We start from the raw sequence: 16670 nt of genomic DNA on the forward strand, positions 1-16670 counted from the left end.
TAGGGAATAGGGAGCAAGATATGCAAATTATATATATTCAGAACAAAAGTAAATTACTTTCAGTTTTACTTTTGTTAATGCCTATATTCAATATGTATGAACTTCCGGGGGGAAGAGGAACTATAGCCGATATTGCGCTTGTACTTATGTTTGCTATAGCAGTTTCCCGAAGCGTTCTTTCTCATAAAGTCAAGCTGGTGCCGTCACTGTTTTTATTTGCTGCATACCTGTTTTTGGATGGTTTTGTAACAATGACTTACACCAATTCTCCGTCTGATCAGCATATGACATATACAATTAGATATTTGTTGTATTTTATTATATTTGCTATATGTTTTAAGAATTATCTTGACATCAACTTTACAATAAAACTTTACGGGGTGTTTTGCGTATTAAGTACGATATGGCTATTAATGCAATATATACTGATGGTTTTCTTCCACATATATTTGCCAGGATTCATAGCCAGATTTGTTGCAAGAGAAGAATTGCTTACTGACTACCTTTATGTTAATCATACTTTTTTTTACAGGCCAAGGTCTTTTTTTGAAGAGCCAGCTCACTATGCTGTATATGTAATAGGATTTTTGATCATCTTATTACTCACAAGTGATACTTCGAAAAAAATCTCATTAAAGATTTTTCTGTCATTTGGAATAGTTCTTTCCGGCTCGACTACAGGCTTGGCTATGCTGGCTCTTGCGTGGATAGTTTATTTTTACAGACTATTTAGGAAAAAAAAGATTACCACAAAAACATTATTATTGATTGTTGGTTTACTTGGAGCTTTATATGTTGCATTACAAAGCTCGACAGCACAAATATTAATTAGAAGAACATTTCAAAGTAATGAAGCTTCTTCAGGGCGATTCGAAAATGTTATGAGGGCACTTAGTCCCAAATCGGCACTTGAGTTTTTCTTTGGAAGAGGGGCTTATGTACCAGATATAAGCGATGATGTGGGATGGTTGCCAGGATGGCCGCTTATTTATAAATGTTATGGAGTAATAGGATTACTACTTCTTCTTGCAATATTATTTTCATTGTTTATGCATGGCAATAGGAATCAAAAGATCTTCATTGCGCTATTTGTTCTACTGAATATAGGCACTGAAATGGTTACAATGTCATTTGTGTTTCCGTATATGGCATATATCGTATGCGGCACGATGCTGGACGAAAAGAATCTTCGACGGCGCAAGAATGGAACATAACCTGACTATATCGAATTATAGTCTTATAGATGAAAAGCAAGGATAAGGCGGCAAGTAATAGCCATAAGCCCAGGAGAATTATGAATAAATTAGTCACTATTATTATTCCTATATATAAGAAAGAAGATACGTTGGCGTCCTGTTTGGAGACTGTAATTAACCAAAGCTATAGAGATATAGAGGTTATTCTTATTAATGACTGCTCACCGGATCGGTGTTTAGAAATATGTAATAGTTATAGTCTAAAATATGAGTTTATCAAAATTATAGATCTTAAAGAAAATCACGGGGTTTCGTATGCCAGAAATCAGGGACTGGCAATTGCTTCAGGTGGATATATTACTTTTATTGATGCGGATGATGCTGTAGATGCACACTATGTGCGAGATATGGTAAAGAAGATAGGTGAAGCAGATATTCTGATGACCTCCATATACAGGGATTATGATGGGGATGTGCTTGAGATGACTCGCTATGAAGCCATCGACTATATTTATCGAAAAGATGGATATGAGGGAGGTGTCGTTGGCAAACTATTTAGGAAAGAGGTTGCCATAGAGAACGAATTCCCTGTTGATATCAAGATTGGGGAAGATGCATATTATCTATTTAATTGCATACAAAAATCAAATAAGTGCATCTACTATAAAAAACAATTATATCATGTCAGACAGTCTAAGTATAATTCAGGGAATTGGATGCCTTTTGAGAAGATATACGATACGGTTCGATTGTTGGATTACATAATAAGAAAAACTAATGATACATTTGGCAGATGTCCTCAAAGCGCATACGAAGCGTTATTTGAAAGAAGTATAAATGTGTTTATGAGATCTAGATACAAGGATGTTCCTAACGAAAAAAAGAAAAGGATTAGAGAGAATATAATAAACTACTACAAGCGTTTTGGAATTAAAGGTTTGCCAGCGAGATATGCAATATCAGGAATTACGTATTTGCTATTCCCAACTGCATACGCCAACGTTATTTATCGGATTTATATAAGAAGCTGATGAATGTTGTTGATTTGATGAGTAAACATAAAGTGATAGGAGTGGATACGATGAGTGAATACCTGCTAAGTATTGTTGTTCCAACAAAGAACAGATATAAATATTTATATTCGTTAATTGAGCAGATATGTTATATCAATGACAAAAGAATAGAACTTGTAATCCAGGATAATACGGAAGATAACAAGGAATTCGAAGGATATTTAAACAATCATTCTTTCCCGTTCATTCATTATTATTGGGATAATAAACAATATACCGTGTGCGAGAACAGTGATTTAGGAGTACTACATGCAAAGGGTGAGTATATATGTTTTGTAGGAGATGACGATATTGTTTCCCGGCATTTGATTGGATTTACTGAGAAAATGCAGGAGGAAGGCATCGATGGAGCCATATTTAACAGAGCCGTTTATGATTGGCCAGGAGTTACCCGAGTTGCAACACATACTTTCAATGTTACGATTCCTCGGTTTACGGGTGAAAAGATTCACCTTAACGGAACTAAAGAGCAACATAAAATACTGCAAAGGTGTGGAACTTCATTAGGAAGGTTACCTTCTTTATACCAAGGAGTAATCAGAAAAAGTGTTCTAGATAAGGTAAGGGATGCGTGCGGCACATATTTTCCGGGACCAAGCCCTGATATGGGGATAGCTATTGTTTTACCGTATTATATAGGGGAATATGTATATTGTGATCTGCCGCTGGTTTCTTCCGGAGCTTCTCCTAAAAGTGCTGCGGGTTTAGGCGCTAAACATCAGCATAAGGGAGAGCTGAGAAACAAATCATTTTTGCCTTCTGATATCGAAGAACAGTGGGAGAAACGAATTCCTATGATATGGACGGCAGAAACAATATATGCGCAGTCAATATTTGCGGCGCTAAAGAATGCAAATAAGGAACATGATCTTAAATCATTCAATTTCGAGTATTTATATGCTAGATTTGCTATGTTCGAAAGGGATTACAAGGGGCTATTAAAGAACCCGAATATAGAGGGCACATATAATAAAGGCAAATGCAATCTATATTATGCAAGTTTGTTTATTCAAAGAATATACTGGTTTATATACAACAGAACTATCAAAAGACTGAATTTAGACGGGACTAAGCATTATGATGACGTCAAAGATTCGTTTGCAGCCATGAAAATTATAGATGGTGAGATAAAGTCCAAGGGGTTCTAAGGATTACCTAAAGCAGCATTAACTGATAAATGTAATGATGTTGCAATGGGGATAGTCTGTTTATATTTTTATTAGCAACTATTCTTTTATTGGGTTGCGGAGTGGAGAATTGATGAGTAATAATGAAGTTTCAAGAAACAAGGTTATGAAAGGTTTGTTCTGGGTTTATCTTGAGAATATCTCGGCACAGTTAGTTACATTCATTGTTTCTATTATCCTTGCAAGGCTACTACTTCCAAATGATTATGGTTTGATTGCTTTGGTCACAGTGTTTATAAATATTGCTAATGTATTTGTATCTTCTAGCTTTAATATGAGCCTGGTTCAAAAAAAAGATGCTGATAGATTAGACTACAATACACTATTTTGGTTTAATTGTGTTCTGTCCGTAGTACTATATGCTATCTTGTTTATATCTGCACCATTAATAGCAGAGTATTATGAAAATGAGTTGCTGATTCCTATAATCAGAGTATTATCTTTGAGTATACCATTATCTGCATACAATAGTATTCAGGTTGCTTATGTTAACAGTAAAATGACATTTAAGAAGTCATTTATTGCAACGTCAGCAGGGGCAGTTATTTCAGGTATAATTGGAATTGCTATGGCCTATAAAGGTGATGGCTTATGGGCTTTGGTTGCTCAGAAGGTAATTAACATATTTTTAAATACCATTTTTCTTTCAGCGATTGTTGATTGGAAGCCAAGGCTAGAGTTTTCGTGGGTCAGATTTAAATCATTGTTTCAGTTTGGATGGAAAATATTGGTCACTGGATTAATGTTTACTGGATACTCAGAACTTAGGTCACTTGTAATTGGAAAGAGATATTCGGCAGACGATCTTGCCTACTATAATAGAGGCTTTCAATTCCCGCAGTTCATCGCATCAAATATTGATACGACAATTACCAGGGTAATGTTGCCAACATTATCCAAAAGCCAGGATGACGTTAAGCAGCTGGCATTAATGACAAGAAGAGCCGCAAAAACGAGTGCATATATAATGACACCGATTCTCTTCGGATTAGCTGTAGTAGGAAACAATGTTGTTAGCATTTTGTTAACAGACAAGTGGCTGCCATGTGTTCCATATTTGCAAATTATGTGTATAGTCTGGTGGCTTCAACCTACGCAGAGTTGTTCGATTCAGGCGATTAATGCAATTGGACGATCTGATGTTTATCTGAGGATTGAAATAATAAGCAAAGTGCTTGGTATTTCACTTTTGATAGGGGCAGTTGCTATATTTAATACACCTTTTGCTATTGCTGTGAGTATGTTGATAGGGCAGATTTCTGCTGTGTTTATTTATGGTACTTTTGTGCAAATACATGTCGGCTATAGACTGATAGATCAAATCAAAGATTTATTAGTTCCGGGTTCATTAGGCATTGTGATGGCTGTAGGAGTATATTTTGTTGGAACACTATTTACTGGCAAATTTGGCAAATTAATTACTCTTCTCGTGCAGACAGTGTTCGGAGCATTTATATATATTACACTGTCCCATGTGCTGAAGATTGAAGAGTATAACTATTTACGAAATATTATCATTAGGAGGAAAACGTCCACTGAAAAGTGCTGTTGCAGGAAGGAAAAAAGTCAGTAATAAAACATACAAAGAATGAGCCAGTAGTCGGCAGGAATATTTTCCATAGGGCATGTGACCCTGGTTAGGAGCTGAGCTGACATCCTGGTTATGGACAGGCGGGACGAGAGGTACGCCCAGAAGGGTATACAGATTAATGAGTGGAAACCTCATCCAATAAGATGTAGCCGCATCATTGGTAGCGAGTTTTGGGGAAGCAAAGGTAACAATGCTTCTTAAGTGTAAACAGTCAGGAAATAGGGCTGAAAGTGATTGAGCACCGAAATCCACGTGTTCCGTAGGTCGACGCTTTCTTTCGAGCGGAAGACAACATGTATATATTTGAATGGCTAGAATATATATGCTACGGCGGTGTCTAAGAGCCAGCCATGTTTTACAATGTCTGTATATTACCTGGGGAGAGCCTATACCTTCCTGATTATTCAGGTATGATGTACGAATGAGAAAAGGAAGTCAAATGAGGTATAGTGCAGTCGGATGGTCGAATAGTACTGATGAAGGTGGGTAACGCCACTGGAGGGAAGTCGAGAGGGGTTCATCCCTACCACACGACATCATATCAAAAGGGAAACATTATCTATACTCAGAGATAGGAGAGAATAATGACAACAAAACTTGCGAGAATCTCAGAACTATCAAAAGAAAATCCCGATATGAAATTCAACTCTATCGGACATTTGATTAACTTTGACATGCTCAAAGCGTGTCATAACAAAATGGATGGCAGAAAAGCGTTTGGCATAGACGGAATATCAAAAGCTGACTATGATAGAAATCTCGATGAAAATCTCAGGAACCTAGAGCAGAGGTTAAAGAATAAAAGCTATAGACCTAAGCCTGCCCGTAAGGTGGAGATTCCAAAAGAAAATGGTAAAACAAGACCTCTAAGCATTTATGCATATGAGGACAAGCTTGTGCAGGAAGCTCTCAGAGAGATACTCGAAGCGGTATTCGAACCACATTTCTATGAAAATATGTGTGGTTTTAGACCAAATAGAAGCTGCCATGGAGCAATACGCAAACTGAACGACATGATAGAAGGTCAAAGAACGAACTATATCCTTGACGCAGATATTTCTGGATTCTTTGATAATCTGAGTCATGACTGGATAATAAAGTTCATATCATCACGCATAACAGACCCAAATATAATCCGGCTAGTGGAGCGTATGCTCAAGGCAGGCGTCCTAAAAGAAGGAGAATTTTATGTGGACGACTTTGGTGCTGGGCAGGGAAGCGTGTGCTCACCAATTATTGCTAACATATATATGCACTACGTTCTCATATGGTGGTTTAACGAAAAGATAAAACCACTAATGAAAGGCTTTTGCGACGTTGTGGCATATGCCGACGACTTTGTATGCTGCTTTCAGTACAAGAAAGAAGCTGAAATGTTCTACGAACTACTGAAGAAGCGTATGGGACATTTCGGCTTGACCCTGGAAGAAAGCAAAACCCGGCTAATTTACTTTGGGCGTTTTGCAGAAGACAATCTTGCGAGGGATAATAAGAAGCCAGAAACATTTGACTTTCTTGGGTTCACGCATTATTGCTCTAAGAGTAGAAATGGAAAATTCAGAGTAAAGCACAGAACAGCAGGAAAGAAGTTCCGGAAGAAATGCAAACAAATGAACATAACCATAAGGGATATGAGGTTTGAAAAGAAAAAATGCATTCTCAAAAAGGTTAATCAGATTCTGACAGGCTACTACCATTACTATGACATAACAGACAATTATCAGATGATGGATAACTTTAGAAAGAGAGTGATTCGAATTCTATTCTTCTGGATGAATAGACGTAGTCAAAGGAAAAGCTATACATGGGATGGATTCAATGAATTTCTCAAAAGTCATCCTATTGTTAAGCCAAAGATATATGTGAGCATATATGGATAGTTTGAGGTATTAGTGTCGTGAAGAGCCGTATGCCTTAATTGGGCACGTACGGATCTGTGGGGGTTACACCCAGTAATGGGTGCTTCTACCCGACAAGTTTGGATCCAGTATTTGTCTGATGATCCTGGTAGACACGGGAGGTTCGCTGCCGTAGAAGGATGGGTATACACAAGGCCATGTGGAACGGAAACAAAGACGTTTTACCTCGTGTACCCAAAACCCTCTATTTTCGTACCAGATACAGAGAAATGTCCATTCCTATGACTCATTCTTCTGAGATATTTATTGATCATATATCTAAAAAATCCTTGTTTTTCAAGGAAAAAAATCTTGACATAATAGGGAGGAAGTCATGATTCCATTAGTAAAACCATATATCACACCAAGCGAAGAGCTTATGCCAGAAATCGAAAAAATTCTTTATAGTGGATATATTGCCGAAGGAGAAGCAGCTTGGAAATTTGAGGAAGAATTTCAGAAGTTTATTGATAATCCCAACACTTTAGTGGTTCAATCAGGAACAGCTGCACTCCATCTTGCCTTACTCTCACTTAATGTTGGTACTGGAGATGAAGTCATCAGCACTCCTATGACGGCTGAACCGACTAACACGACGATTGCGTTTACAGGAGCTAAGGTTGTGTGGGGTGATGTTGATTCCAATACCGGCTTACTTGATTCCAAGTCTGTGAGGGAAAAAATCACTGAGCGAACTAAAGCAATTATGCTTGTTCATTATGCGGGTATGGTCTGCGATATGGACGAATTCAACAAGATTTCCGAAGAGACTGGAATACCTGTCATCGAGGATTCTGCCCATTGCCTTGGTGGGAAATATAATGGAAAAGTGATTGGCTCAAATTCGCAGTACACATGCTTCTCGTTTCAGGCAATTAAGCAGATGACCACAGTTGATGGCGGAGCGATAGCTTTTAAGAATCCTGATGAGGTAGAGCCGGCTCGTAAGCTACGGTGGTTCGGTCTCGATAAGAAAGTATCAAGACTTCAGAACGATATTACAAGAGCTGGATACAAGTATGGCATCAATAATATAACAGGAATAATTGGTCAGGTTCAGTTAAGACATGCGCAGGAAGTAATAAATAAGTATATCAGTAATGGTAAGTACTATGACGAAGCTCTTAAGGGAATTCCGGGAGTGACATTAGTTCCGTATTATAAGAACACTGAACCATCTTATTGGCTTTATACACTAAAGGTCGAGAACAGAGATGATTTCTGCAAGATGATGGAAGAGGCAGGTGTCTTAGCTTCTCCGTTGCATCACCGAAGCGATACCCACAGCGTGTTTAACGAATCGCGATGTGAACTTCCGGCAATGGAAGAATGGTACAAGAATTTTGTCCACATTCCTTGTGGCTGGTGGGTCGACGAGGAGACAAGAGAAAGGATTGTAGAAATAATAAAAAAGGGTTGGTAATAAATCGATTGCAGAAAGGAATTGAATAATGAAGAAGTATTATCCGAGCATTCAGGTGCTCAGAGGAGTGCTATTTCTCTTGATTCTTGCCTTCCATTGCGGTGTCCCATTTGCCAGTTTTGGGTGGGTGGGGGGGGGTAGAGGCCTTCTTTGTTATTAGTGCTTTTTTCCTTGTAAAAAAGTACTGGGGAACTGATACGTTAAGCGTTAAAAAGCAGTTCATACACAGGATAACAAGACTGTACCCTCCGTATGTTGTGGTATTAATCGTAGCCGCTTTATATGCACTGTTGACGAAGGCTATTCCATTTGACCTTATTACGCATCTGCTGGCGGGTCAGAACTTTCAGTGGATGATAACAGGGTATTCGTCATCGATGCAGCCCATGACTGCTCATACATGGACTCTTTCAATCGAGGTCTGGACCGGCTTGGTGTGGCTCTTGTTGCTGCGACATTTGAACCAGAAACAGTTTAAGTACAGCATGTATGGGATGCTATTAATAGGAATTATATATAGAACTCTGACCATCATATTTGGATGCGATGTGTATGTGGTATCGCTTTGTCCGATTGCACATTTTGATGCATTTGCTTGCGGATCGTTATTGGCTATTAAAAGTAGGAGCGAAAAGCTGAACAGAAAGATTGGGATGATGTGTATACCAGGTTTGGCTGGAATAGCGGTGATTGTTTATGTTATCGCTGTCAATAGTGGTATATCACTTTGGCAAGGATATTTGCTTTTATCCTCGTCGAAGAATTATTTGAACAACTGGTTCACAGGAAATATCTACTTGTTCATCTCGCTGCTTATAGCAGGTCTTGTGGCCTTGTTGTATTTACATGATTCTGAAAGAACGCAAGAATCAGGAATGATAACTCGACTATTCGTTATTATGGGAGATAATTCTTATGTGCTATATCTGTTTCATTGGCCGATTCTTATGGTTATGATGAGAATAATAAAGCCGTGGTATTTTAATTTCCCGTTGACCTTCATAGCATCAATTATTGCAACATACATATTTGATAAGATATATATAAGAATTCAGAAAAAACTGCACGGAGGAATAAAACGTGATTCCACTGTATAAGCCTTATATGCCCGATTTGCCTGAGATGGATTCGATCATTCATTCTGGTGCATTGACATATGGCAGCTACACAAAACAATTTGAAGAAAAGCTTAGAGAATACTTTGGAACGCCATATCTTATGGTCACAACAAGCTTTCATCTTGCAATCTCTGTAGCATTAACAGCCATGGAGATAAAGTTTGGTGATGAGGTTATTGCTTCGCCTATGGCATGCCTTGCGTCCACGCAGCCGTATCTGTCTAATGGCTGTAAAATTCGATGGGCTGATGTTGATTCTAAGACAGGTACGCTTGATCCATCTTCCGTCGAGAAACAGATTACGGATAATACAAAGGCTATCATTCACAATCATTTTTGTGGGTATCCGGGATATATCGATGAAATAAATGAGATTGGTGCTCGCCATGGCATACCAATCATTGATGACGGGATTGAATGCTTCGGATCTGAATATCACGGGCTGAAGATTGGTAACTGTGGAACGGATGTAACAATCTTTTCTTTGACTGCTGTCCGCTTTTGTAACTGTATTGATGGCGGCATCGTGATCTTCAAAGATAAAGCCTTGTACGAGAAAAGCCTCTTAATACGAGACTGCGGCATCGACAGATCAATATTCAGAGATGAGATGGGAGAAATCAGTTCGGATTGTGATATCAGTTTGGTTGGATACAGCGCAACAATGAGCAATGTGAACGGCTACATTGGCTTAATGCAGATGGAGAAGATTACTGAACTATTGGAAAAGCATCGTGGACAGGCTGAAAAATGGAGAACAATATATGATTTCCAGAGTACAATGATTCCAATATACAGAGAAAACTGTAATCCAAATTACTGGGTTTATGGCATTTTGACTGATGATAAGATCGGAACAATCAAGAGATTCCGTAATATGGGCTACTATGCTTCGGGGGTTCATATCAGAAATGATATTTACAGTGCATTCGGAAAACAGGATGTAGAGCTGCCAGGTGTTGAAGAATTCTATAAGCATTTTGTAGCATTACCGTGTGGATGGTGGATGGAATGAATGAACTGAACTGGAATGTTGTGGAACATAAAGACTTATCAGGAAAAACACGAAACAGTATTGCAGAATTAAAGAATCAACATTGGTCCTATGGAATTAAGTCGCAAATTGATTGGATGAATAAAAATATACAAGCGGATGATTATCATCTGTTGGGTGTTGATAGTAGTGGGGTTCTAAGAGCATATTTAACTCTTGTTCATATACAAGTTAAATATGATGGGAAGGACGATGACGCATTGGGTATTGGCGGAGTTTCTGTAGATAAGAGTGTTGAGCACAGCGGAATTGGAAAGCAATTAGTTTCAGTCGCTAATGCTTATATAAAGAAAAAAGGTAAAATGGGGCTTTTGCTATGCAAAGACAGGCTTACCGAATTCTATAAAAAATGCGAATGGGTAAATGTTGATTGTAAAATAGCATATGTGGATGGTCAAACTTTTGAAAATGTCGTTATGATTTATCCGCACGAACTTAAATGCGAGAGTATCTCAATAGATAGAAACTTTTAATCTTTGGAGGAAAAGGAATATGGCAAAGTACAATTCATCTGAATTTTTTAAAGGAAAGACACTGATGATTACTGGAGGAACAGGCTCTTTTGGAACAACGGTGTTAAAGAGATTTCTTACATCAGAAATTGAAGAGATAAGGATTTTTTCGAGAGATGAGAAGAAACAGGACGATCTTAGACATGAACTCCAGGCGAAGTATCCAGATTACTCGGAGAAGGTAAGATTTTACATTGGTGATGTAAGAAACATCGATTCTTTAAGAGATGCTGTTGAGGGAGTTGACTTTATATTCCATGCAGCTGCCCTGAAACAGGTTCCGTCCTGTGAGTTCTTCCCAATGGAAGCAGTCAGAACAAATGTCATGGGAACCGATAATATGCTTCATGCAGCAATTGATGCAAAGGTGAAGAATGTTGTGTGCCTTTCTACTGACAAGGCCGCTTATCCAATTAATGCCATGGGTATTTCCAAGGCTATGATGGAGAAGGTTATAAGGGCTAATGCACTTAGAGCGGTTGAAAAGAGTGGTACGATAGTATCTTGTACAAGATACGGTAACGTTATGTGTTCTCGTGGTTCCATCATACCGCTCTTCATCGAGCAGATTCATTCAGGAAAGCCGATTACAATAACTGATCCCAATATGACCCGTTTCCTTATGAACCTTGATGAAGCGGTAGATCTCGTAATGTTTGCGTTTGAGCACGCTAAACCAGGGGATCTATTTGTCCAGAAATCTGATGCCAGTACAATTGGTGTTCTTGGACAGGCAGTCCAGAAGCTTTTCGGAGACACGGGTACCAAGATTATTGGTGCACGTCATGGCGAAAAACTTTTCGAAACTTTACTAACGAATGAAGAGAGAATTCGTTCTGAGGATATGGGTGATTACTTCCGCGTTACACCTGATGAACGCGGTTTGAATTATGATAAGTTCTTGTCGACTTACGGAGCGGTGACTCAGGCAGATGAAGCATATACAAGTCATAACACAAATCGTCTCGATGTTGAAGGAACAGTAAAGAAGATTCTTACTACGGATTATGTAAATGAACAGCTTGCAACATGGAAAACTGAGTAAAGCGAAAAATAAAGGAGAAATGAGAAATGCTACTTTATGAAAAGTTAGTTGCAAAAAAAGGAAAATCTGGCTTTGGTAGGTCTCAGCTACGTTGGAATGCCTATTGCACATGCCCTTGCAAAAAGGTGTGAATATTATCGGCTTTGACATTAACAAAGAGAAGATTGAGCTTTATAAAACCGGCGTTGTCCCTACCAAAGAAGTAGGTGAAGAAGAGATAAGGAATACTAAAATCCAATTCACAGCGGATGAAACGAAACTGAAAAAGCAAACTTCATCATCGTTGCCGTTCCTACTCCAGTAAACACAGATCATACACCTGATCTTACCCCTGTTATCGGATCTTTTGAGATGGTTGGCCGCAATCTTACTCCAGGCGCTATTGTAGTTTATGGGTCCACGGTATATCCTGGCTGTACCGAGGATGTCTGCATTCCGATTCTTGAGAAGCAGAGTGGACTTAAGTGTGGTGTGGATTTCAAGATTGGTTATTCTCCTGAACGAATCAATCCTGGCGATAAAGTTCATCGTTTGGAGAATATTCATAAAATTGTATCTGGCATTGACGAAGAATCTTTGAAAGAAATCAAGGCAGTGTATGATCTCGTGATCGAGGTTGGCACTCATTCGGTATCAAACGTTCGTACTGTTGAGACTGTAAAGGTTGTGGAGAATTTTCAACGTGATATCATATTGCATTTATGAATGAGCTGGCGATGGTATTTGACCGCATGGATATTGATACAAATGAAGTTGTGGATGGAATGAACACCAAATGGAATGCTCTTGGCTTTAGAACCGGACTGGTTGGTGGTCACTGCACTGGTGTTGATTCTTATTATTTTACCTATGAAGCTGAGAAACTTGGATACCACAGCCAGATTATTCTGAATGGTCGTATTGTGAATGATTCGATGGGTGCATATGTTGCTGATAGAGCTGTTCATAAGATGATTGAGGCTGGTCAAGCTCCGAAAAAGAGCAAAGTTGTGATTCTGGGTTTTGACTTTTAAGGAGAATTGCCCTGATAACAGAAACAGCAAGGTAGATGACATAATTAAGCGGCTTAAACTTTATGGGATTGAGCCGATAATCGTTGATCCTTGGGCAAGTGAGCGAGATGCAATGTGTGAGTATGGAGTTACATTGACTAAAATGGAAGATGTCAATGATGCAGACTGTGTTATCGTGGCTGTTGCGCATAATGAATTTAGAACTCTAAGCCTTGATGATATCAAAAAAATGTACAGAGAATCGAATGACTCTGAGAAGGTTCTTATCGATGTCAAGGGGCTTTACAATATTGAAGACTTGATGGAAGCCACACCATATTTCTGAGCACCAGAGGGAAAAATGAAGAAGAAGTACCTTCTGGACTGGTGAAATTTCTTCGGTATGTCAGGGCTAATTTGAAGGAAAGTACGGCGGATTTTGAGGATGCCTTTGTGGGACGTCTTCAGAGCGCCGTTGGAGAGATCAAGAAGAGCCGTGAGATGGAGGCGCGTTATATGGTATTTGAGGAACTTCTTAAGGAAGAAAGAGAAGATGGAAGAGCAGAAGGTCAAGTCGAGGGTAGAGCAGTAGGAAAAGCAGAAGCCGTACTCGAGCTTTTGACCGATCTGGGAGAGATCCCGGAACAACTCCGAGAGAGAATCCTTTCGGAAAGGGATTTGGAAGTTCTGACAAACTATTTAAAAATGGCTGCACGCGCAAAGTCTCTGGAAGAGTTTGAAAACCTTATCAAATAGGCGGGGGCTCTTCTTTCGGATGAAGTACTATTAAATGCTCAGGCAGTGTTATGCCCATGTCTATTGATATCGAAAAGGTATCAGTCTGTGAAATCATAGGTATTGAAAATCCACGAGAAAAGACAGAGGAATTCTATGGATTCCGTAAGTGCTTCAAAAGATGACGTAGTGCAAGTTAGCTGTTTTCCTGCTATACTACACACATCAGTAAATGCTCCATAATTCGTGGGCTGACTTGCAACTAATTTTATGCGATGATGATCTCATCAAACTGACTCGGAAAACTCCAGAAACTTTGATTGGAGTTTTCTAAGTTTTCAAAGGAGAGATGTAAGCGCTTAATTCTTGGGTAGATGGACATTTACCTATTTCAAGCTCATAATGATGATAGTAAATAGCTTTTTACTCCACTCCATGGATAGGAGATAGAAATTTACTACATTTGGAGGTTTCATTATGAGCAACAAACGTGCTCCAGGGCGCTCCCTGGATGAATGGATGGAACTGGTAACCGAGTGCAGACAGAGCGGATTGACGGATGCTGCGTGGTGTAATGAACACGGGATCTCTCCCAGTTGTTTTTATAATGCAGTTACCCGTCTGCGCAAAAGAGCCTGCCAGATACCGGATCCAGCCCCCAAAGCCAGCACTCTTGATCTTACATCCCATAAACAGGATGTGGTTCAGATTGCCATAGAACCGGAGATTTCTCCGGCAGAACTGATCCCGAATGGAAGAAACCGTTCTATGCACCTTGACAATTCACATACGATTGAAATCAAAGCGAAAGGATTGCTGATACGCATAAGCAATACCATTCAGCCAACTCTCCTGAAAGTTTTGATGGATGCACTGAAGGAGCCGTTATGTTAGCGGATATCTCAAATGTTGATGCCATCTATATCGTCTGTGGCAGGACAGATATGCGCAAATCCATTGATGGGTTGTGTGCGATCATCCAGGATCAGTTTTCCATGGAGATCGAACATGCACTCTATCTCTTTTGTGGGCGTAAATGCGACCGCATCAAAGCGATCCTAAAAGAGCCTGATGGTATCGTCATGATCTATAAAAGATTGACAGCACAGGGGTCTTACAGATGGCCAAGAGACAAGTCCGAAGTCCGGGACCTGACATGGCGTGAGTTTGACTGGCTGATGTCCGGCATTGATATTGAGCAGCCAAAGGCCATCAAAACCTCATGATTTCTGCATAAAACATGCACATAAATGCAGGCATTTTCCTTGTTTTTTTGCATTTTTCAGTCCATGAATTATCCTGTTTTACTGGGAAATTTCCCTGTTTTCTGATATAATGAAAAGAGTAAAAACAGGAGGAAAAGGCAGTGGCAGACAGTTCTAAAGATATCCAGCTCCGCGAGCTGAAGGATATGATCACCGATCTGAAAAAGATGATAAAAACGCTTCAGGCAACTGTCGATGCTGCCAATAAGCGGGAAGAAGCCCTGACACAGGAAAGAGACAACCTGAAAGACGAAGTGGCTCTTCTGCGTAAAAAACTCTTTGGTTCTTCCAGCGAGAAACGTACTCTTGATATCCCAGGCCAGCTGAACTTTTTCAATGAAGCGGAAATGGAACAGGATCCGGCTGCAGCCAAGGCAGAAGAACTGGAGGCGTCTCTTCCAGATAAAACAGGAAAGAAACGGAAAGCCAGGACTACAGATGCTGAGCGTTTCAAAGGAATTCCTGTCCAGAAGAAATATCTGGATCTTGCTGACGGGGAGAAGTTCTGTCCAGTCTGCGATACTGCATTGGAAGAAATTGGAGAAGAGTTTGTCCGTCGCGAGCTGGTTTTTATCCCGGCAAAACTGAAAGTGTATGAGTACTACAGTAAAAACTATACATGTCCTGAATGCAGCAGACGTGACCTTCCCGTGATAAAAAAAGGGAAAGATGGAAAACCGCATATGCTCTATGGGATGGCTTCTGCCGGTACGGTCGCATGGGTGATGTACCAGAAGTTCTGCAACGGGCTTCCGTACTGCCGTCAGGAAAAAGACTGGAAACAGTACGGTGCCGCCATTACAAGGGCAACCATGGCTAACTGGGTGATCCATAATTCTGAAGCATTTTTTCTTCCAATGTATGAGTACTTTCATCGGAAACTTCAGGAAAGAGAATTCGCAATGGCAGATGAAACGCCCCTGCAGGTACTCCATGAACCGGGACGTCGTGCACAGACAAAATCTTATATGTGGCTTTTCCGCAGTGGTGAAGATGGCGGTCCACCGATCATCCTCTATAAATACTCGGAAACCCGTGCAGGGGACACTGCGGTGGACTTCCTTCATGGATTTAAAGGCTATCTGATGTGTGATGGCTACAGCGGATACAACAAAGTCCCTGACGCAAAACGGACAGCCTGCTGGGCGCATATCAGGAGATATCTGACAGATGCCATTCCCAAAGGAAAGGAACTGGACTACGCCCAACCTTCCGTGCAGGGCATCATGTATATCAATCAGCTCTTCCATCTGGAAGATATGATCAAGACAAAGTACACTTCCTTCGATGCTATCAAAAAGGCTCGTCTTGAGAAAGAAAAGCCGATAGTGGAAGGCTTTTTGTCGTGGCTTGACAATCAGTCACCTGTCCGCGGATCCAGAATGGATAAGGCCGTGACGTATATCCAGAACCGTCGTTCCTATCTTGCAACCTATCTGGAAGATGGGCGGTGCAGTTTTTCCAACAATCTCAGCGAGATCGCCATCCGGCCATTTACAGTTGGCCGCAATTATGCTGTGAGCAGAATTATGTTCTGTAGTGCCGCATAATCCTTTGAATTCACTACACGGTACTGTTTTT

The 16670-nt window shown here is 40.0% G+C and carries 14 protein-coding genes and 1 pseudogene; all 15 read left to right on the plus strand.

All coding sequences use genetic code 11. The features are described from left to right. Nucleotides 1–20: 20 nt before the first annotated feature. The 15 genes and pseudogenes from ACESZH_RS10350 to ACESZH_RS10420 all read left to right on the plus strand — a co-directional run bounded on the left by ACESZH_RS10350 (nucleotide 21) and on the right by ACESZH_RS10420 (nucleotide 16639). Entirely contained in the window at nucleotides 21–1214 is a 1194-nt protein-coding gene (locus ACESZH_RS10350; RefSeq protein ID WP_373215101.1) for a hypothetical protein, read from the plus strand. 80 nt (nucleotides 1215–1294) lie between these two features. Next, nucleotides 1295–2227: a glycosyltransferase family 2 protein gene (locus ACESZH_RS10355; RefSeq protein ID WP_373215099.1), complete on the plus strand. Its 933-nt coding sequence runs from the start codon at nucleotides 1295–1297 to the stop codon at nucleotides 2225–2227. 50 nt (nucleotides 2228–2277) lie between these two features. Beyond that, nucleotides 2278–3417, plus strand: coding sequence for a glycosyltransferase (locus ACESZH_RS10360; RefSeq protein ID WP_373215097.1), 1140 nt, complete (start codon nucleotides 2278–2280; stop codon nucleotides 3415–3417). A 112-nt stretch (nucleotides 3418–3529) separates the two neighbouring features. Beyond that, complete coding sequence (locus ACESZH_RS10365; protein WP_373215095.1) at nucleotides 3530–5029, plus strand: lipopolysaccharide biosynthesis protein; 1500 nt, start codon at nucleotides 3530–3532, stop codon at nucleotides 5027–5029. A 602-nt stretch (nucleotides 5030–5631) separates the two neighbouring features. Continuing rightward, nucleotides 5632–6927: a group II intron reverse transcriptase/maturase gene (gene ltrA / locus ACESZH_RS10370; RefSeq protein WP_373215093.1), complete on the plus strand. Its 1296-nt coding sequence runs from the start codon at nucleotides 5632–5634 to the stop codon at nucleotides 6925–6927. Nucleotides 6928–7279: 352 nt separating this feature from the next. Next, nucleotides 7280–8368 carry a DegT/DnrJ/EryC1/StrS family aminotransferase gene (locus ACESZH_RS10375; RefSeq protein ID WP_373215091.1) on the plus strand — a complete coding sequence of 363 codons (1089 nt, stop codon included), beginning with the start codon at nucleotides 7280–7282 and terminating at the stop codon, nucleotides 8366–8368. 110 nt (nucleotides 8369–8478) lie between these two features. Then, nucleotides 8479–9465 carry an acyltransferase family protein gene (locus ACESZH_RS10380; RefSeq protein ID WP_373219900.1) on the plus strand — a complete coding sequence of 329 codons (987 nt, stop codon included), beginning with the start codon at nucleotides 8479–8481 and terminating at the stop codon, nucleotides 9463–9465. After that, nucleotides 9449–10501: a DegT/DnrJ/EryC1/StrS family aminotransferase gene (locus ACESZH_RS10385; protein ID WP_373219448.1), complete on the plus strand. Its 1053-nt coding sequence runs from the start codon at nucleotides 9449–9451 to the stop codon at nucleotides 10499–10501. The genes ACESZH_RS10380 and ACESZH_RS10385 overlap by 17 nt, the downstream gene beginning before the upstream one ends. After that, the gene (locus ACESZH_RS10390) at nucleotides 10498–11013 is read left to right on the plus strand and encodes a GNAT family N-acetyltransferase (protein ID WP_373219450.1); all 516 of its coding nucleotides are present in this window, start codon (nucleotides 10498–10500) and stop codon (nucleotides 11011–11013) included. Before ACESZH_RS10385 ends, ACESZH_RS10390 begins: the two co-directional genes overlap by 4 nt. A gap of 19 nt (nucleotides 11014–11032) precedes the next feature. Then, nucleotides 11033–12097: a polysaccharide biosynthesis protein gene (locus ACESZH_RS10395; RefSeq protein WP_373219451.1), complete on the plus strand. Its 1065-nt coding sequence runs from the start codon at nucleotides 11033–11035 to the stop codon at nucleotides 12095–12097. Between the two features lie 26 nt (nucleotides 12098–12123). Further along, nucleotides 12124–13435, plus strand: a pseudogene (locus ACESZH_RS10400) (nucleotide sugar dehydrogenase). 71 nt (nucleotides 13436–13506) lie between these two features. Next, nucleotides 13507–13845, plus strand: coding sequence for a hypothetical protein (locus ACESZH_RS10405; protein ID WP_373219453.1), 339 nt, complete (start codon nucleotides 13507–13509; stop codon nucleotides 13843–13845). Nucleotides 13846–14301: 456 nt separating this feature from the next. After that, nucleotides 14302–14718 carry an IS66 family insertion sequence element accessory protein TnpB gene (locus ACESZH_RS10410; RefSeq protein ID WP_373219454.1) on the plus strand — a complete coding sequence of 139 codons (417 nt, stop codon included), beginning with the start codon at nucleotides 14302–14304 and terminating at the stop codon, nucleotides 14716–14718. Beyond that, nucleotides 14712–15050 (plus strand): IS66 family insertion sequence element accessory protein TnpB, encoded by a 339-nt coding sequence (tnpB, locus tag ACESZH_RS10415; protein WP_373219456.1) that lies wholly within the window; start codon nucleotides 14712–14714, stop codon nucleotides 15048–15050. Before ACESZH_RS10410 ends, tnpB begins: the two co-directional genes overlap by 7 nt. 140 nt (nucleotides 15051–15190) lie before the next feature. Next, on the plus strand, nucleotides 15191–16639 hold the full coding sequence (locus tag ACESZH_RS10420; RefSeq protein WP_373219458.1) for an IS66 family transposase: 1449 nt from the start codon (nucleotides 15191–15193) through the stop codon (nucleotides 16637–16639). Nucleotides 16640–16670: the final 31 nt, after the last annotated feature.

Origin of the sequence: Ruminococcus sp. 5_1_39BFAA, assembly GCF_964240875.1 — a bacterium.
Lineage (GTDB): Bacteria > Bacillota > Clostridia > Lachnospirales > Lachnospiraceae > Blautia_A.

Coding starts and splice junctions, on each gene's coding strand:
- ACESZH_RS10350 (WP_373215101.1), top strand. CDS start 21: ATGCAAATTATATATATTCAGAACAAAAGTAAATTACTTTCAGTTTTA.
- ACESZH_RS10355 (WP_373215099.1), top strand. CDS start 1,295: ATGAATAAATTAGTCACTATTATTATTCCTATATATAAGAAAGAAGAT.
- ACESZH_RS10360 (WP_373215097.1), top strand. CDS start 2,278: ATGAGTGAATACCTGCTAAGTATTGTTGTTCCAACAAAGAACAGATAT.
- ACESZH_RS10365 (WP_373215095.1), top strand. CDS start 3,530: ATGAGTAATAATGAAGTTTCAAGAAACAAGGTTATGAAAGGTTTGTTC.
- ltrA (WP_373215093.1), top strand. CDS start 5,632: ATGACAACAAAACTTGCGAGAATCTCAGAACTATCAAAAGAAAATCCC.
- ACESZH_RS10375 (WP_373215091.1), top strand. CDS start 7,280: ATGATTCCATTAGTAAAACCATATATCACACCAAGCGAAGAGCTTATG.
- ACESZH_RS10390 (WP_373219450.1), top strand. CDS start 10,498: ATGAATGAACTGAACTGGAATGTTGTGGAACATAAAGACTTATCAGGA.
- ACESZH_RS10395 (WP_373219451.1), top strand. CDS start 11,033: ATGGCAAAGTACAATTCATCTGAATTTTTTAAAGGAAAGACACTGATG.
- ACESZH_RS10410 (WP_373219454.1), top strand. CDS start 14,302: ATGAGCAACAAACGTGCTCCAGGGCGCTCCCTGGATGAATGGATGGAA.
- tnpB (WP_373219456.1), top strand. CDS start 14,712: ATGTTAGCGGATATCTCAAATGTTGATGCCATCTATATCGTCTGTGGC.